The sequence below is a fragment of the Proteus faecis genome (assembly GCF_003144395.1).
GTDB lineage: Bacteria > Pseudomonadota > Gammaproteobacteria > Enterobacterales > Enterobacteriaceae > Proteus > Proteus faecis.
In genome coordinates this window covers 107,315-125,784 of the sequence record NZ_PENZ01000051.1, presented here as the reverse complement: position 1 = coordinate 125,784, position 18,470 = coordinate 107,315, and the positions used below count along the sequence as shown (strand labels likewise).

The window sequence follows — 18,470 nt, the reverse complement described above, 5'->3', positions numbered from 1 at the left end:
AAAAGAGAGTAAGGAGCTTTTGTTATGTTGGCACTTTCTGTCAGACAACCGCTTAATATTTATTACTGGCTAATAGGCATATCGTTAGTTTATATCGCTATATTAAGTTGGGTGTTACGTTCACTTTCTATGACAGAAAGTGCACACCATATTCATCAGCAACAAGAAAATACATTATCCGTTTACCAAGTGGTATTTTCACAACCCCAACAATCGACAGCTGTGCCAGAGCCTTTAGTGGAAACGCTACCTCAAGAAACGCCCATTGTGTTACCCAGTGCCGAAAAAGGGGAGTTTGTTGAAGCATCAAAGAAAATGCCTGAAAAACCCAAAGAAAAACCCAAAGAAAAACCTATACCTATAAAACCTAAACCAATAACTTCAGTAAAAAAACAGGTAATACAAGAAAAGGTAGAACCGATAAAACAGAGTGATTTAGAAAGCCAAATAGCGCAAACAGCATCTGAAGCATCGGCAGAAAGTTTAACGCAACATACCGCAAGTTCGTTAGCAGGAAGGAGTCATGCATTAAGTGAGAAAGGAATAGGGAAAGGTGAATCTGATCATCACTATATAAGCTCACTGCGTCGAGAAATAGAACGCCATAAACGTTATCCATCACAAGCGCGTCGCATGCAACATGAAGGTCAGGTCGTGGTGAGTTTTTCACTAACATCAGAAGGTGTGGTTTCAAGAGTTGAGATAGAAAATACTTCGGGTATTTCCTCTCTTGATAATGCGGCTATTGCTGCTGTTAAACGTGTAAAACCCATCGGCCCTAAACCTGAAAGTGTATTGAACCCCCTTATTGTTTCATTAGATTTTCAATTAAATTAATGAGCTAATAAAAACGCCTAAGTATGATTAAGGCTTAGGTGTTTTTATTAGAATCGATGGCTAAAACAGTACGGTAATATCTGCTAATACCGTATTAGGTTTAGAAAAGTGCAAATAAAAATAAAGGTTGGATTCGTTTTCACGTATGAATAAATAGTCTAATTCAAGCTGATAAGTACGAAAATAGGCTTTGTTATTTGTTACTGGATGATTAAGTAACGGTGTTATTTTATAAACGATATTGTCCTGATTTAGGCCAAGTGAAAATGTATTTGAAGCGACTAATGTACCATTTATGGCATTACCCGTTCGCACTGAAATTGAAAGTGATTGTTCACTTTCAATAGCACACTGTAGTAACACTTCCATTTTTTGTGGATTATCTGTTTTTCTAATCGTTTCTTCTGAAGGTAAACAAAAATAAGCTTCTTGATTTAACAAAATACAGTTTTTACCAACCAGCATATCGCTATAACCATATTGAGCTTTGCTTAATTGCGTATCAAACCCATGATTTAAATCCAGTTCATAGCTTTTTTGGGGGAGCGGTAGCTGGTTTTCAGTTTCTAGCGTAAGGGATGCATATCCATCATAAAAACGAAATATCGGAGCCGATTCGGTTAGCCAAGCGCCAGAATCATCATGGCATTGTTTGCCATTATGCCGGCTTAAGTAAAGGTTTACGCCATTAAAACAGTAACCAGGAATATTGAGATAAGACTTGTTCTCTCGACGGCCTTGACCAATGGTAAAGCTATTATTATTTACATCATCAAGCACCATATAGTGTAATGCACCCCAAGGCGTGTCAGAAATATAACGTACAGAAGGCAAAATTTGAGAGGGCGATAAATATGCTTTGCTACTATCTGGTGTAAAAAAGGTGTCTGTTTTTAATACATCGCGACCATCACCCGTTACACCATAACAGCCTTCATATTGAAAACTATCTACTATTTTTTCAATACTTAAATAGTTGTGTTTAATACGAATAACGGCATCAATATGGGAATAGGTTTCGATACTCTGTAACATTGATGTTCGATGTAATATATCTTTGCCTATATCAAAATAAGCTTTGTAATAGCTGATTTTAGGATCATGGCTATAATCGTTTCCATATAACTCTAAGCTATTCCAATGAGAAAAAGGGGTGTTAAATTCGATTTCAAAACTCTTTTTTATCCAAGCCTGATAAAAAGATAATCCTGAGGTATAAACACCGGATAAAAAGGTATTACTTTTATTGTAATCATCTTTAAATACACCAGAGGTTTGCTGATAAATTGTAGTGTGAATAGCACCATTAAATTTATCTATACTTTCTCTTAATGTTTTTAGATTACTTTTAAAGTAATTATCACTTAACTCGAGTTTGTCTTTATTGGTGAGAATATCGTAGTGTGCCGCAACAAAAAGGGCGCAACAATGACAATAAAAAGGTAAGCCTGCTGATTGCGCTAAATTTAATACTAAGGGTTGTTGAGAAACAATGGTAGTAATCACATCATCAAAACGGTTGAGTACTTGTTCCCGTAAATCTTGTTTTTGTTGTGCCGAATAACGCATTGTGGGATCAAGATAACGAGCAAGTGAATCAGAAAATAACTGATAAACATCAGATATTCCTTCTGTAGTGAGTTTGATTATCTTAACGTTATTATCAGCGATTTTTGCATCAATAATACGAGAGACATGTTCGATAATTTGATTAGCGAGCGAGCTATCTTTCATATTTTTATTCATCAAGCCAAAGAGTGCAGAGGTGATTTTCGATAATGCACCACCGACAACAGGTATTAAGCCAATAATATGTCCGATGACGGTTTGCCCTACAATCATGGGGGCATTTAGCGGATCTTGCTCATTGAATTTGTCTACAATGGTAGGCAATACATTACTGTTGCGGTTAATCATATCCAACATACCTTCTTGGAGTTCTTGGTAGTCGATACAGATTAATGGCTGTGTTGCAGGTAATGATGAAGGACTAATAGCAATTTTTAATGGGTTTAAATACATAACGAAAGCTCCTTGTTTAAATCAGTTCCATGGTTTGATTAACTAAGAGCTCTTTTTTGACGTAAATAGAAACGAACTACAATTTCAAATTTTGTTAGTTATCTATGAGGGAAAGTAGAAAAGTTAAGGGAAAAAGAAAGCGGTACTTTAAGAGGGAAAGTATCAAGTTACCGCTTTTTATTGGTTTGATAAATTAATTAAACTGTTTTTCCCTGTGATTTATTGGCAATCCAAAGTCCACTCATTTTCATTGAATAACCAAATAATACACCGACAATAAGCGAAGGAATGGTTTGTGTTAAATCACCTTGTGCTGCAAAAATGGTACAGGCGCCAATAAAAGTGCCGGGGATATAGGCAAGCAGAGTGCTTTTAGCTTGAATGCACATGATAAAGGCAATCACACCCGTTACTGCATAGCCGAAAATAGAAATATCATTAAAAATCTGGCTACCATAAATAATGGCTAATGCCCAAATTACACCACTCATAATTGTGGCAATTGTCACTGCTAATCCTTTAATACCTTCTTTTGGATAAGCAAAATAAGCCGTACAACCTAAAAAGCCAGCCCAGCTTAATAAATCAAATTGATTAGCAACAAATGCCCAAATGGCGGAAAGAATGCCTGTTGTCAGCGCAGTAAAATAAAGCGTTCTCACGATAGACTCTTAAATATAAGGGGGATATTTACCCAGTTAACTAAAAACGAAGTTTAGCATTATCATTAGTTGATTTACTATATTTAGATCATTAAACATCATCATTTAAATACGTATTTTTTCTTTCTATAAAATCTATTTTTCTTTTAAAAAAAGAAAAAGACAAAGTAAACGATTGCGTTATTGAAATAATTAGTTAATTAGCAAATAAATATTATTTATTAATATAAAAGATAAAAAGAAAATAAGTGAATTCTTTTTAATTTGCTCTTTCTTGAAAAAATTCGTTACCAAGTGCAATGTCGATCGCTTATTATTTACCAGCTATAACTGTTAAAAGCATATTTACACGGTATAGCAGGTCAATTTTAGTGATTACTTTTCAATACAGAAACTAAAAATGCAAAACCACTCAAAGTGTTAGAAAGCTATTGGCGCAGATTTGGAGTGTAACCTTTTGTTAGGTTTTGCCATGAAGAACTCATTATTGAAAGAAACGAGTCGTTTTTGGAGGTAAGTTTTCAGGAATATCTCATGCAGTAAACTCTCTTAGTGTTGCGAATATTTCGAATATTGACTTTTCGAATATTTCGGATAATATTGTGATGTATAGATTTGTATAATTTAAATTTGAAACTAGAGAGAGAAATACGATGAATACTGTTACAAAACTGCCAAGTGCTGAAGAAATTGCACTGGCTAAGCTTGGTAGTCAAGAGTTGTCAGCCGTAATGGAAATCAATGGCGGAGCTCAAAGGATCAATGTTATCGATAAATTAGGTAAGACTCACGAAGTCATGATCCCATCAAATGCATTAAATATGATGATTGAGGTGCTTACTCAATTAGGTCAAGGTAACTCTGTTAGCATTACACCCATTCATGCTGAACTAACAACGCAAGAAGGTGCTGACATGCTAAATATGTCTCGACCTACATTTATTAAACTCTTAGATTCTAAAGAGATTCCGTTTAATCGCACTGGTAATCGCAGGAAGGTAGCCTATGCTGACCTTATGGAATACAAGAACCGTTTAGAGGAAAACAGACTAGCAGCTCTTGCTGAATTATCCGCATTAGATCAAGAAATGGATATGGGGTATTAATGACATCATATACGGTGATTTTAGACGCATGTGTTATGTATCCAGCTCCGCTTCGTAGTTACCTAATGTATTTGTCCAACACCGGGCTATTCAGAGCACGATGGACAGAGCAAATACATGATGAATGGATTCGTAATCTTATCAAGAACAACCCAGATGCCGATCTTGGACGGCTAGAAAGAACCAAGCAGTTAATGAACGCTCATGTACCTGACTGCTTAGTTGAAGGTTATGAATCATTGATTAATGGTTTAACCTTACCAGACGTTGATGATAGACATGTTGTTGCCGCTGCTATTAAAGGACGAGCAGAGTCTATCATCACTTTCAATCTAAAAGACTTCCCTACAACGGAGCTTGATCCGCTAGGTCTTTCTGCAATACATCCAGATGAGTTTTTATGTGATATGTTTGAGCTAGATAGCAGTGCTTGCGCCAAGGCTGCCCAGCAACAACGAGGTTCGTTGAAAAGACCACCAATGACTCAAGACGAGTTTTTAACTTGCTTGCAAAAGCAGAAGCTTCCAAGTTTCGTCTCAAAATTAAAGAACTTTAAGCTTGTGCTTTAATAGAAATAATTTTATAACCAAGATCACCAAGCATGTTTGATCAAAACACGGCTTACAGATTGAAAATCAATCAAAAAATCACTTCTTGATATCATCAGGGTGTTCTGATTATAGCAGTGGGATACTTACTTTATCAAAAGCCACCGATACGATGAACTTGACGGCTCTATCTGCTGGACTGGGAGTAAATAGGGATCAAACTCTATCAAAATGGAACAAAAGTATGTGAAATGCAGTAAAACCTCTTCGTAATCAGAAATAAATAATTCTCATTGAAAACAACTGGTTATTTTGATTTTTTAAAAGAATTCTACCACATTTCATCTGATTGATAAGTTACTTTACTTCCCGATACAGAAACTAGAGAAAATACGACCTAATAAATCATCGGAGGTAAATTCACCCGTGATTTCACTTAATGCTTGTTGAGCGAGTCTTAGCTCTTCTGCCAATAACTCACCTGATTTTGCATAAACCAGTTGCTCATGGCCTTGCTGTAAATGTTCTGCTGCGGTATTTAATGCTTGTAAATGGCGACGGCGAGCTAAAAAACCACCTTCAGTATTACTATTAAAGCCCATCGCTTCTTTTAGGTGATCACGCAACAACTCAATACCCATACCATCACGAGCAGATAAGCGGATCATCGGGTAGTTACCTTGTGCCGTGATCTCGACATTTTCCCCTGTTAAATCTGATTTGTTACGAATAACAGTAACAGGCAAGGTATTTGGTAAACGAGCCATAAATTCAGGCCAGATATCTTCAGGTGTTGTTGCATCGGTAGTGGTACTATCCACCATAAATAGCACTCTATCTGCTTGCTCAATCTCTTTCCAAGCACGCTCAATACCAATACGTTCAACTTCATCACTGGCTTCACGTAAGCCCGCTGTATCGATAATATGTAAAGGCATACCATCAATATGAATATGTTCACGCAATACATCGCGAGTTGTACCCGCAATATCCGTGACAATCGCCGCTTCTCTGCCAGCTAATGCATTTAATAGGCTTGATTTACCCGCATTAGGACGACCAGCGATAACCACTTTCATTCCTTCGCGTAACAGACTACCTTGGCGAGCTTGAGCACGAACATCATCTAATTCAGCAATAACAGCATTGAGTTTTCCTTCGATGATCCCGTCAGAAAGAAAATCAATCTCTTCATCAGGAAAATCAATGGCCGCTTCAACATAGATGCGTAAGTGAGTTAATGACTCAACCATCTCGTTAACATGAGAAGAAAAGGCACCTTGTAATGAATTAATCGCTGAACGTGCCGCTTGTTCTGAGCTAGCATCAATTAAATCAGCAATCGCTTCAGCTTGAGCTAAATCGAGTTTGTCATTTAAAAATGCACGTTCAGAAAATTCCCCAGGGTTTGCAATCCGCACACCGGGAATTTGTAAAATACGTTTTAGTAATAAATCCAGAATAACGGGGCCACCATGGCCTTGTAGTTCTAGAACATCTTCGCCGGTAAATGAGTGCGGGTTCGGGAAGAAAAGGGCGATACCCTGATCAAGTACTGAGTTGTCATCATTGCGAAATGGCAGGTAATCGGCATAACGAGGTTTAGGTAATTTACCTAAAACGGTTTGTGCTACAAGAGCTGCTTTAGGGCCAGAAACGCGCAGGATACCAACACCGCCTCTTCCCGGAGGTGTGGCCTGAGCGACGATAGTATCAGTGCTATGCATGGTGTACTCGCTTAATCAGAATAATCATATCAATATAAAAAACAGAAGGCGGTCATTGTAGACCGCCTTCGCTATTTTATGTCACTTTCCTTTGAATGTAACCAAGGAAGAGGTTTTTCCTCATGTGACCTTATTTTTTGTCTCTACTGTGTAAGCCACGTTTTTCCAGACCACGGTAAATTAACTGCTGCTGGATAATGGTCACTAAGTTACTGACGATATAGTACAGAACCAGACCTGATGGGAACCACAGGAAGAATACAGTAAACACAACCGGCATAAAGGTCATGATTTTTTGTTGCATCGGATCAGTCACTGCTGTAGGAGACAGTTTCTGAATGATGAACATTGTCACACCCATTAATAATGGCAGGATGTAGTACGGATCTTGTGCAGATAAGTCTTGGATCCATAACATAAATGGAGCATGACGTAATTCAACAGAGCCCATCAGCATGTAATACAATGCAAGGAAGATTGGCATCTGGATAATCAGTGGTAAACAACCACCCAGAGGATTCACTTTCTCTTGCTTGTATAACGCCATCATTTCTTGGCTCATACGTTGTTTGTCATCACCAATACGTTCACGCAGTGCAGCCAGTTTTGGTTGCAGTAAACGCATTTTCGCCATAGAGGTGTACTGCGCTTTTGTCAGCGGATACATGATACCACGAACGATAAAGGTGATCATGATGATGGAGAAGCCCCAGTTACCGATAAAGCTGTGAAGGAATTTCAGCAGTTTAAACAGTGGCTGAGAGATAAACCATAACCAACCGTAGTCTACAGACAGGTCTAAATGTGGCGCAATAGCGGACATTTCTGACTGAATTTCAGGGCCAACCCATAATGTTGAGCTGATATCAGCACTGCTATTTGGTGCAATTGTCACCGGTGCTGATTTATAACCAATCAGAGCAATAGATTTGTTTTCTAAAGTGATAGTATAGAATTGATTGTTCTGACTATCTTTAGATGGAACCCATGCTGTTGCAAAGTACTGTTGTAACATTGCAACCCAGCCATTATTGGTGGTTAGAGATAAGTTTTTATCTTCGATATCACCAAAGCTGTATTTTTTATAGTTGGTTTCATCTGATGAGTATGCCGCACCACGATAAGTGTGTAGCGCAAAGTTGCTACTACCTGTATCACGGCTTTCTGGCAATTTAACAGATTGTTTTAACTGACCGTAGAAGTTCATTGTCAGTGTTTTATCTGTTGTATTCTCAATTTTGTAATCAACGCTGATATCGTATTGACCTTTTTTCAGAATGAAGGTTTTGATGAATTTCACCCCTTCTTCATTCACAAAAGTCATAGGTACGCGTAATTCATCTTGATTTTCACCAAGTACGAATTCGTTCTTATCTGCGTTATAGATAGGGCGAGATTTCTGATCTGGGCCATCTGGGCCAATTAAGCCACTTTGTGCCTGATACAGAAATTGTGGTGTAGTTTCCAGTAAACGGAAAGGCGTAGTCGAATTAAGCTCGGCGGGATAGGCTAACAAATCAGCCTCATCGATAGTACCGCCCTGAGTATTGATACGAAGATCAAGTACGTCAGTTTTTACGGTAATCAATTTTGCCTGCTCATTGCTGTTACCAGTTACAGCAAGACTATCACTGCTTGGCACGTCCGCTTGTTGCGAGATCTGAGCGGTAGTGGTGGTGTTTTGTGAAACTTTATCACCCTCCCACTGCTGCCAGATCAGGAAAGAAACGAACAGCAAAGCGATGAATAGAAGATTGCGTTGCGAATCCATCGTTAATTTTCTCTGTTATCGTCGTTTTTTCTAGGTGGGACAGGATCATCACCACCTTCGTGTAAAGGGTGGCATTTTAATATGCGTTTCACTGTTAACCAACTACCTTTTATCATTCCAAACCTGCGCAATGCCTCAATTCCGTAATTAGAGCACGTAGGATTAAAACGACAACGAGGCCCCAACAGAGGACTAATCCCCAGTTGATAGCCCCTAATTAGCAAAATCAGGACTTTTGAGCCAAGCGACAATGACGACGCCATAATTTACCCAACACTTCCGTCAATTGATGGTTATCAAGTTCAGCAACCCCTTTTCTTACTAATAGCACAAAATCCATCGGCGGTAATTCATGCTGATGTAAACGAAAGTATTCACGGGCTAATCGTTTAATCCGATTGCGCTCATGAGCACGTTTAACGTTTTTCTTTGCGATTGTTAGACCGATGCGGGGATGCCCCAGCTCATTCTGGCGACCCAAAATAGTAACTTCTGGAGAACTCGCACGTTGTGGTTGCTGGAAAACAAAATTGAAATGCTTGGGAGTTAACAAACGTAACTCCCTTGGAAAAGCGAGCTTAACCACGGAATGGTTAGCTTTTATTATTTCGAAGAAACGGTCAGACGAGCGCGGCCTTTCGCACGACGGCGAGCCAGAACCTGACGACCATTTTTAGTGGCCATACGAGCGCGGAAGCCGTGGTTACGGTTGCGCTTCAGTACAGACGGTTGAAAAGTGCGTTTCATGGCGATTTCTACCTACTTAATATAATTACTGATTCAGCAAATGCGTTGACAGACAGGCGTGTAATAAATAAACAAACCGGTACTTCAATCGCAGCATCAATGATGGAAAGATGCGGGATTGTAATAAAATCACTCAAATGCGTCAATGAAGATGACGCTTTAAGTACCGATTTTTGTCGTCTTTTTTAGCAAACCCGATAATCAATCCTGACTTATGCGCAACGAGTACGCTTATTAGCGACCTAAAAAGGGCCTTAAATAAGTGACATTGTTGGTACAAGCACGCAGGGTGCAAGATTATACGGACTCATAGTGAAAGCGCAAGGATCTTTGAGGGATCAAATGAGAGATATTTGATCACTTACTATAAGAAAGAGAGATTTATGCAAAGAGAAAGTTATCCCCAATTGCTATTTATAGGGCGACTCAAGTACACTAGAACGCCTTTGCATATTTAATTTGGTGAATTATCTTAAATCAGTAAGCCTGTGGATAAAAACCATAAAAACTGTGCAAAAGAAAGAGGATCTTCGTTTCATTTTGCGATATGATCCCCCGTCACGATCAGAATAGCCAGTCTGCGATCGTGAGTCACGATGTAAAAAAATCGTTGTCACCAAGAGTTGTTCCTTATTAAGAATTGAAGAGGAACGGTGTTGTGCACTTTGTATTTAGGCACACAGTGTTTAACTGCATTTTTCCTGTTTATTTTTTAGTCTTGTTTTTTTAGGGGAGTCCGCCGTGTCACTTTCGCTTTGGCAGCATTGTCTTGCCCGATTGCAGGATGAGTTACCTGCCACTGAATTTAGTATGTGGATACGTCCCTTGCAGGCAGAACTAAGCGATAATACGCTGGCACTGTATGCACCTAATCGTTTCGTTTTAGATTGGGTGAGAGAAAAATACATTAATAATATTAATGCATTGTTAGTGGATTTTTGTGGCTCAGAAGTCCCTTCTTTACGTTTTGAAGTTGGTAATAAGCCGGCATCAGCGCGTACTACGGAAAGTATTCCTAAAGCTGTTGTACATCCAACGGTGAATACAACGCCAACACATAGCCAGCCTGTTCGCCCTAGTTGGGATAATCAACCGGCGTCTCAACTGCCTGAACTCAATTATCGCTCTAACGTTAACCCTAAACATAAGTTTGATAACTTCGTTGAGGGTAAATCAAACCAGTTAGCAAGGGCGGCAGCAAGACAAGTTGCTGATAACCCAGGTGGCGCTTATAACCCACTCTTTTTATATGGTGGAACAGGACTTGGTAAAACACACTTGTTGCACGCAGTGGGTAACAGCATTATGGAGCGTAAAGCGAATGCAAAAGTGGTTTATATGCATTCTGAACGTTTCGTACAAGATATGGTAAAAGCGTTACAAAATAATGCGATAGAAGACTTTAAACGCTATTACCGTTCTGTGGATGCACTCTTAATTGATGATATTCAATTTTTCGCCAATAAAGAGCGTTCACAAGAAGAATTTTTTCATACCTTTAATGCATTGTTAGAGGGTAATCAGCAAATTATTTTAACGTCAGACCGTTATCCTAAAGAGATAAATGGTGTTGAAGATAGATTAAAATCGCGCTTTGGTTGGGGATTAACGGTTGCTATTGAGCCACCTGAACTTGAAACCCGAGTCGCGATTTTGATGAAAAAAGCGGATGAAAACCAAATTCAGTTACCTGACGAAGTGGCTTTTTTTATTGCAAAAAGACTTCGTTCTAACGTCCGTGAGCTTGAAGGTGCATTAAACCGAGTGATTGCTAACGCAAACTTTACAGGTCGTGCGATTACTATCGACTTTGTACGTGAAGCATTACGTGATCTGCTGGCCTTACAAGAAAAATTAGTCACTATCGATAATATTCAAAAAACGGTTGCTGAGTATTATAAAATTAAAGTCGCTGATTTACTGTCAAAGCGGCGATCTCGATCGGTTGCCCGTCCGAGGCAAATGGCAATGGCGCTGGCGAAGGAATTAACAAACCACAGCTTGCCTGAAATCGGGGATGCCTTTGGGGGTCGTGATCATACAACTGTACTTCATGCATGCCGAAAGATAGAGCAATTGCGTGAAGAGAGTCATGACATCAAAGAAGATTTTTCTAACCTAATCAGAACATTATCATCCTAGCGCTATGAAATTTATCATTGAACGTGAACAGCTTCTTAAGCCGCTACAACAAGTAAGTGGCCCTTTAGGTGGTCGTCCAACATTACCTATTTTAGGTAACTTATTGCTTAAGGTAACTGAAAATACCTTATCGTTAACGGGGACTGACCTTGAAATGGAGATGGTGGCAAGAGTTAATCTTAGCCAATCTCATGAAATTGGCGCTACAACTGTTCCTGCGCGTAAGTTTTTTGATATTTGGCGTGGGTTACCAGAAGGTGCTGAAATTAGTGTTGAACTCGATGGTGATCGCCTATTAGTGCGTTCTGGTCGTAGCCGTTTCTCCTTATCAACATTACCCGCATCTGATTTTCCTAATTTAGATGACTGGCAAAGTGAGGTTGAATTCACTTTACCTCAAGCAACATTAAAACGTCTAATTGAGTCCACACAATTTTCAATGGCGCATCAAGATGTGCGCTATTACCTCAATGGTATGTTGTTTGAAACTGAAAATACAGAGTTACGCACAGTTGCAACAGATGGACACCGTTTAGCGGTATGTTCAATGGATATTGGACAATCTTTACCAGGGCATTCTGTTATTGTTCCTCGTAAAGGTGTCATTGAATTGATGCGTTTACTCGATGGTGGTGGTGAAAGTTTACTGCAATTGCAAATCGGTAGTAACAATATACGTGCACATGTGGGTGATTTTATTTTCACTTCGAAGTTAGTTGATGGTCGTTTTCCTGACTATCGCCGAGTATTACCGAAAAACCCAACGAAAACAGTAACGGCGGGTTGTGATATTCTTAAACAGGCATTTTCTCGAGCTGCAATTTTATCTAATGAAAAATTCCGTGGTGTGCGTATAAACCTCACTAACGGTCAATTGAAGATTACAGCTAATAATCCTGAGCAAGAAGAAGCAGAAGAGATTGTTGATGTTCAATATCAAGGCGAAGAAATGGAAATTGGCTTTAATGTCAGTTATCTCCTTGATGTACTAAATACATTGAAATGTGAAGAAGTTAAGCTTCTGCTAACAGATGCTGTTTCAAGTGTTCAAGTGGAGAATGTGGCAAGTTCTGCGGCTGCTTATGTTGTTATGCCAATGCGTTTATAATAGTCACTAACATGATTTTATCCCGTTTATTGATCCGTCATTTTAGAAATATTGAACAAGCGGATCTGCCATTAGCGGATGGCTTTAATTTCCTTGTTGGGCCTAACGGGAGTGGTAAAACAAGTATACTTGAAGCGATTTACACGTTAGGCCATGGACGCGCATTTCGTAGTTCTCAAACTAATCGCGTGATCCAGCATGATGAAAATGCATTTACTCTTCATGGCCGTTTAAGTGCTCTAAATGAAGAGAGCCGTGGTTATGCGATTGGATTAAGTAAAGATCGCGAAGGGAATAGTACAGTTCGTATTGATGGTAGCGATGGCCATAAAATTGCAGAGTTAGCAAAATTGTTACCTATGCAATTAATAACACCTGAAGGTTTTACACTACTAAATGGTGGGCCTAAATATCGTCGCGCTTTTATTGATTGGGGTTGTTTTCATAATGAACCTCGATTTTTTGCTGTATGGTCAGATTTAAAACGCGTATTAAAACAACGTAATGCAGCACTGAGGCAAGCAACGTCTTATCGGCAGCTGATGCCTTGGGATAAAGAACTTATCTTATTAACAGAACAGATAAGTGAATGGCGAACTCAATATACCGAAGATATCGCTAAAGACATTGAAGAAACGTGTCGTCTGTTTTTGCCAGAGTTTTCGTTGAAAGTGAGCTTCCAACGGGGATGGGATAAAGAAACAGATTACGGTGAGTTGCTAGCACGTCAATTTGAACGTGATAAAATGTTAGCATATACCTCACTTGGTGCTCATAAAGCGGATTTACGTATTAGAGCAAATGGCACGCCAGTAGAAGATATGTTGTCACGAGGCCAGCTCAAGTTGCTGATGTGTGCATTGAGGCTGGCACAAGGTGAATATTTCACTCGTAAGAATGGGCAAAGATGCCTGTATCTGCTCGATGATTTTGCTTCCGAATTAGATGCAAGTCGGCGTCAGTTGTTAGCCGAGCGTCTAAAGTCTACGCAAGCTCAAGTGTTTGTCAGTGCGATAACACAAGGGCAAGTGAAAGATATGCTAGATGTAAATAGCAGGCTATTTAGCGTAGAACGTGGCAAAATAGAGGTTAAACCATAGGAATAAAGCGAGAAACGTTGATGTCGAATACATATGACTCCTCAAGTATCAAAGTATTAAAAGGGCTGGATGCGGTGCGTAAGCGCCCGGGGATGTATATCGGGGATACAGATGATGGAACCGGTCTGCATCACATGGTCTTCGAGGTGGTCGACAACGCAATCGACGAAGCCCTCGCGGGTTTCTGTGATGAGATAATTGTCACTATCCATTCAGATAACTCCGTCTCTGTTCGAGATGATGGTCGTGGAATTCCAACCGGCATTCACCCAGAAGAGGGTGTCTCAGCGGCAGAGGTTATTATGACCGTTCTGCATGCGGGGGGTAAATTCGATGATAACTCCTATAAAGTCTCTGGTGGACTTCATGGTGTAGGGGTTTCTGTTGTTAATGCGTTGTCTGAAAAACTTGAACTGACAATCCACCGTGATGGAAATATCCATCAGCAAATTTATCGTCATGGTGTGCCTGATGATCGCTTAAAAGTGATTGGCGATACTGAAAAATCAGGGACATTTGTACGCTTCTGGCCAAGCCTTGAAACCTTTAAAGGCGAAACTGAATTCCAGTATGACATTTTAGCAAAACGTCTTCGTGAGTTGTCATTTCTAAACTCGGGTGTTTCTATCCGTTTAATTGATAAACGTGACAACCGTGAAGATCATTTCCACTATGAAGGCGGTATTAAGGCGTTTGTTGAATACTTAAGCCGTAATAAAACGCCAATTCACCAAAATGTATTCTATTTCTCAACTGAAAAAGATGGTATTGGTGTTGAAGTGGCAATGCTATGGAATGATGGTTTCCAAGAGAATGTTTATTGCTTTACCAACAATATTCCACAGCGTGATGGTGGTACACACTTAGTTGGTTTCCGTACTGCAATGACACGTACGTTAAACAACTATATGGATAAAGAAGGGTTTAATAAGAAATCGAAAATCAGCGCGACGGGTGATGATGCCCGTGAAGGATTGATTGCGGTTATCTCTGTTAAAGTTCCAGATCCTAAATTCTCATCACAAACAAAAGATAAACTGGTTTCTTCAGAAGTGAAAACAGCGGTAGAAACGCTGATGAATGAGAAACTGGTGGAATATCTGTTAGAAAACCCAAACGATGCGAAAATTGTTGTCGGCAAAATTATTGATGCTGCTCGTGCTCGTGAAGCAGCGCGTAAAGCACGTGAGATGACACGTCGTAAAGGCGCATTAGATTTAGGTGGCTTACCAGGTAAGTTAGCGGACTGTTCTGAACGTGATCCCGCTTTCTCTGAACTGTATTTAGTGGAAGGGGACTCTGCGGGTGGCTCTGCAAAACAAGGGCGTAACCGTAAAACACAGGCAATTCTTCCGTTAAAAGGTAAAATCCTCAACGTTGAAAAAGCGCGCTTTGATAAGATGTTGGCTTCTCAAGAAGTTGCAACGTTAATTACTGCATTAGGTTGTGGTATTGGTCGTGATGAATATAACCCAGATAAACTGCGTTACCACAGCATTATCATCATGACGGATGCGGATGTCGATGGTTCTCACATTCGTACGCTGTTACTGACATTCTTCTATCGTCAAATGCCAGAAATTATCGAACGTGGTCATATCTTTATTGCTCAGCCACCACTTTACAAAGTGAAGAAAGGTAAACAAGAGCAATACATCAAAGATGATGATGCAATGGATGAATATCTGATGTCTATCGCGCTTGATGGTGCGGCACTTTATATTAGTGAACATGCGCCAGCAATGCACGGTCAACAACTTGAAAAACTGGTTGTTGATTACCATGCAGCGCACAAGATCATTCGTCGTATGGAGCGTATCTATCCACTTAGCATGTTAAACAGCTTGGTATATCACTCAACGCTGACAGAAGATGCGTTATCTGATAAAGCTCAGGTTGAAGAGTGGATGAGTGGTTTGGTTAACCGCTTAAACGAAGCAGAAGAGCAAGGCAGTACTTATAGTTACACCATTGTCCAAAACGATGAAAATCGTCTGTTCGAACCAGTATTGCGTATTCGTACTTATGGTGTAGATACAGACTACAAATTGGATTATGACTTTATCCACAGTAGCGAATATCAACGTATTACGCATTTAGGTGACATTATCGGTAACCTAATTGAAGAGGGTGCGTTTATTGAGCGTGGAGAGCGTCGTCAGTCAATTTCAAGCTTTGAAGAAGCACTTGAGTGGTTAACAAAAGAATCACGTCGTGGTCTTGCTGTACAGCGTTATAAAGGTCTTGGTGAAATGAACCCAGAACAATTATGGGAAACCACCATGAATCCAGATACACGTCGTATGATGCAAGTCACTGTGAAAGATGCGATCGCAACCGATGAGTTATTTACCACCTTAATGGGTGATTCGGTTGAACCTCGCCGTGCCTTTATCGAAGAGAATGCGTTGAAAGCGGCAAATATTGATATTTAATGATGTGTAATGTCGCTAAGTAAAAAAAGCCAGCTAATTGAATTAGCTGGCTTTTTTATTTATGGGGGATGTTTTAAGATTAACGCAGAATATTCAACATACGACGTAAAGGCTCTGCAGCACCCCATAGTAGTTGGTCACCGACCGTAAAGGCTGAAATAAATTCAGGACCCATATTCAGTTTACGAATACGCCCTACTGGTGTGCTCAATGTACCTGTGACTGCGGCGGGTGTTAATTCACGCATAGTTAATTCACGATCATTAGGAATGACTTTTACCCAATCATTATGGCTTGCGAGTAACTGTTCAATCTCTGCAACGGGTAAGTCTTTCTTCAGTTTTAAGGTGAATGCTTGGCTATGGCAACGTAATGCACCAATACGAACGCAAAGACCATCGACAGGAATGATATTTGAACCTGTATTTAGGATCTTGTTAGTCTCAGCTTGTCCTTTCCACTCTTCACGGCTTTGGCCGTTTTCTAATTGTTTATCAATCCAAGGGATCAAGCTACCAGCAAGAGGAACACCAAATTGTTCAGTCGGCATTGCGCCACTACGTGTAAAGTGAGTGACTTTACGTTCAATATCTAAGATTGCAGATGCTGGGTTTTCTAGCTCTTTAACCACTTGATTATGTAATGAGCCCATCTGTGACAGTAACTCTCTCATATGGCGAGCTCCTGCACCAGAAGCGGCTTGATAAGTCGATACGCTTGCCCATTCCACTAAATTGTTAGCAAACAAGCCACCTAATGACATTAGCATTAAACTCACGGTACAGTTACCGCCAACAAAGGCTTTAATGCCTTTATTTAAGCTATCTTGGATATGCTGTCCATTAACAGGATCGAGAATAATCACTGCATCATCATTCATACGTAGTGCTGATGCGGCATCAATCCAGTAACCTTGCCAACCAGCTTGGCGCAGTTTTGGATAGATTTCATTAGTGTAGTCACCACCTTGGCAACTAATAATAATATCGAGTGATGCTAAGGTATCAATGTCATAAGCATCTTGCAGAGTGCTACGGTGATTACCATAAGCGGGTGCTGCTTCACCTAATTGAGATGTGGTGAAGAAAACAGGGTTTATCCCATCAAAATCGTGTTCTTCAACCATTCTTTGCATTAAAACGGAGCCGACCATACCACGCCAGCCCACAAAACCAACATTTTTCATTGTAATTACCCTGTCTTTATCTGTAGGAATAGTGAGAGACCTCACACTAACCTGACAAAATATAGAGATAGGTGCAAGTTAATTTATTGATTATTTACCAAAGAATTAGAAGAGTTTCTTATAGTCTTCGTAGAGTTAACAAAAGAAAGCTACAGAACGAACAAATATCAATGAGTTGTTAAAAAAGAAAATGAATTCACCATAAAAGTGTAAGAATATTCTGCTATATCTTATTTTCTTTTTTAGGATAAATAAAAATATATTCTTATTTAAGAAAATAGAGTAAAAATAGAAAAATGTAAAATAGTGTAATATATAAGAAAAACGTATTTACTTTGAGGTGACTCCAAGCTTTATACTGAAAGTCAGCATTCAATAGATGATGTATTTTCATAAATAAAAATAATGATGAATGTTCTTCATTTAATCTAATTTTTATTTTACCTTAATTAAAAGGCACTAGGAGGCGAAGATGGATATATCCACATTCATTCCATTATCTACATACTACTCATATTTAAAGCGGTTTGTGATCTCACCAACCACGATGGGTACTATCGCGCCTTCATCTCGTTGGTTATGTTATGAAATGTTAGATAAACTCAATTGGCAACAGGATCTTCAAGTTGCTGAGTTAGGTGCTGGTACAGGTGTTATTACTCAACAAATTTTAAAAAGAATGTCGGTGAATTCATCATTAGATGTATTTGAAATAGAACCCAGTTTTGCAACAGAATTAGATAAAATTAATGATCATCGATTAAGGGTTTATACCGCATCGGCAGAGAAACTAAATAGTCATTATAATATGATTATTTCAGGGCTTCCTTTTTTATCTATTCCTAAAAAAACAGGGTTAAGAGTTTTAAAACGAGTACATAAAGAATTATTAAAAACTCAGGGGTGTTTTGTATTATTCCAATATACAACTCGATATGAAAAAACGTTATCTCGTTATTTTCATTTAGAAAAAAAATTAGTGATGCGGAATGTTCCTCCCGCTTGGGTTTATTATTGTACGCCCAAAAATAAAATAGGTTAAATGCAAAGCTTGCTCGACATTTATATTGTAAATGACA

Annotated in this window: 16 protein-coding genes; 8 read left to right on the top strand and 8 right to left on the bottom strand. The window is 39.2% G+C overall.

Features of this window, described 5'->3' with window-relative positions; genetic code table 11:
• Nucleotides 1–24: 24 nt before the first annotated feature.
• Nucleotides 25–837 (top strand): energy transducer TonB, encoded by an 813-nt coding sequence (locus DK858_RS17720; RefSeq protein WP_109398530.1) that lies wholly within the window; start codon nucleotides 25–27, stop codon nucleotides 835–837.
• 60 nt (nucleotides 838–897) lie between these two features.
• On the opposite strand, the gene DK858_RS17715 is transcribed toward DK858_RS17720, so the two are convergent.
• A complete protein-coding gene (locus DK858_RS17715) occupies nucleotides 898–2,859 on the bottom strand; it encodes a hypothetical protein (protein WP_194294861.1) in 1,962 nt (653 codons plus the stop codon).
• Between the two features lie 197 nt (nucleotides 2,860–3,056).
• Complete coding sequence (locus DK858_RS17710) at nucleotides 3,057–3,521, bottom strand: DUF1097 domain-containing protein (RefSeq protein ID WP_109398529.1); 465 nt, start codon at nucleotides 3,519–3,521, stop codon at nucleotides 3,057–3,059.
• Between the two features lie 653 nt (nucleotides 3,522–4,174).
• Here DK858_RS17710 and DK858_RS17705 point away from each other — a divergent pair.
• Together DK858_RS17705 and DK858_RS17700 are read left to right on the top strand one after the other, a co-directional pair.
• Nucleotides 4,175–4,627, top strand: coding sequence for an excisionase family DNA-binding protein (locus tag DK858_RS17705; RefSeq protein WP_109398528.1), 453 nt, complete (start codon nucleotides 4,175–4,177; stop codon nucleotides 4,625–4,627).
• 194 nt (nucleotides 4,628–4,821) lie between these two features.
• On the top strand, nucleotides 4,822–5,196 hold the full coding sequence (locus DK858_RS17700; RefSeq protein ID WP_410110878.1) for a hypothetical protein: 375 nt from the start codon (nucleotides 4,822–4,824) through the stop codon (nucleotides 5,194–5,196).
• A 341-nt stretch (nucleotides 5,197–5,537) separates the two neighbouring features.
• On the opposite strand, the gene mnmE is transcribed toward DK858_RS17700, so the two are convergent.
• The 5 genes from mnmE to rpmH form a co-directional block, all read right to left on the bottom strand.
• Complete coding sequence (gene mnmE, locus DK858_RS17695) at nucleotides 5,538–6,902, bottom strand: tRNA uridine-5-carboxymethylaminomethyl(34) synthesis GTPase MnmE (protein ID WP_109398526.1); 1,365 nt, start codon at nucleotides 6,900–6,902, stop codon at nucleotides 5,538–5,540.
• Between the two features lie 130 nt (nucleotides 6,903–7,032).
• Complete coding sequence (gene yidC / locus DK858_RS17690; RefSeq protein ID WP_109398525.1) at nucleotides 7,033–8,673, bottom strand: membrane protein insertase YidC; 1,641 nt, start codon at nucleotides 8,671–8,673, stop codon at nucleotides 7,033–7,035.
• A gap of 2 nt (nucleotides 8,674–8,675) precedes the next feature.
• Nucleotides 8,676–8,936 carry a membrane protein insertion efficiency factor YidD gene (gene yidD / locus DK858_RS17685; RefSeq protein ID WP_072064717.1) on the bottom strand — a complete coding sequence of 87 codons (261 nt, stop codon included), beginning with the start codon at nucleotides 8,934–8,936 and terminating at the stop codon, nucleotides 8,676–8,678.
• A complete protein-coding gene (gene rnpA, locus DK858_RS17680; RefSeq protein ID WP_071788569.1) occupies nucleotides 8,900–9,259 on the bottom strand; it encodes a ribonuclease P protein component in 360 nt (119 codons plus the stop codon). Before rnpA ends, yidD begins: the two co-directional genes overlap by 37 nt.
• 17 nt (nucleotides 9,260–9,276) lie before the next feature.
• The gene (rpmH, locus tag DK858_RS17675) at nucleotides 9,277–9,420 is read right to left on the bottom strand and encodes a 50S ribosomal protein L34 (protein WP_004246509.1); all 144 of its coding nucleotides are present in this window, start codon (nucleotides 9,418–9,420) and stop codon (nucleotides 9,277–9,279) included.
• 741 nt (nucleotides 9,421–10,161) lie between these two features.
• On the opposite strand from rpmH, the gene dnaA reads away from it, so the two are divergent.
• Genes dnaA through gyrB form a run of 4 tightly spaced genes read left to right on the top strand, consistent with a single transcriptional unit; the run spans nucleotide 10,162 to nucleotide 16,205 of the window.
• Nucleotides 10,162–11,562 carry a chromosomal replication initiator protein DnaA gene (dnaA, locus tag DK858_RS17670; RefSeq protein WP_109398524.1) on the top strand — a complete coding sequence of 467 codons (1,401 nt, stop codon included), beginning with the start codon at nucleotides 10,162–10,164 and terminating at the stop codon, nucleotides 11,560–11,562.
• A 4-nt stretch (nucleotides 11,563–11,566) separates the two neighbouring features.
• Complete coding sequence (gene dnaN / locus DK858_RS17665) at nucleotides 11,567–12,670, top strand: DNA polymerase III subunit beta (protein ID WP_109398523.1); 1,104 nt, start codon at nucleotides 11,567–11,569, stop codon at nucleotides 12,668–12,670.
• A gap of 11 nt (nucleotides 12,671–12,681) precedes the next feature.
• Nucleotides 12,682–13,770 (top strand): DNA replication/repair protein RecF, encoded by a 1,089-nt coding sequence (gene recF / locus DK858_RS17660; RefSeq protein ID WP_109398522.1) that lies wholly within the window; start codon nucleotides 12,682–12,684, stop codon nucleotides 13,768–13,770.
• A gap of 20 nt (nucleotides 13,771–13,790) precedes the next feature.
• Entirely contained in the window at nucleotides 13,791–16,205 is a 2,415-nt protein-coding gene (gene gyrB, locus DK858_RS17655) for a DNA topoisomerase (ATP-hydrolyzing) subunit B (protein ID WP_109398521.1), read from the top strand.
• A gap of 79 nt (nucleotides 16,206–16,284) precedes the next feature.
• Here gyrB and asd read toward each other — a convergent pair whose 3' ends face one another.
• Nucleotides 16,285–17,391, bottom strand: coding sequence for an aspartate-semialdehyde dehydrogenase (gene asd, locus DK858_RS17650; RefSeq protein ID WP_109398520.1), 1,107 nt, complete (start codon nucleotides 17,389–17,391; stop codon nucleotides 16,285–16,287).
• Nucleotides 17,392–17,863: 472 nt separating this feature from the next.
• Here asd and DK858_RS17645 point away from each other — a divergent pair, with 472 nt between their 5' ends.
• Complete coding sequence (locus DK858_RS17645) at nucleotides 17,864–18,433, top strand: class I SAM-dependent methyltransferase (protein ID WP_109398519.1); 570 nt, start codon at nucleotides 17,864–17,866, stop codon at nucleotides 18,431–18,433.
• Nucleotides 18,434–18,470: the final 37 nt, after the last annotated feature.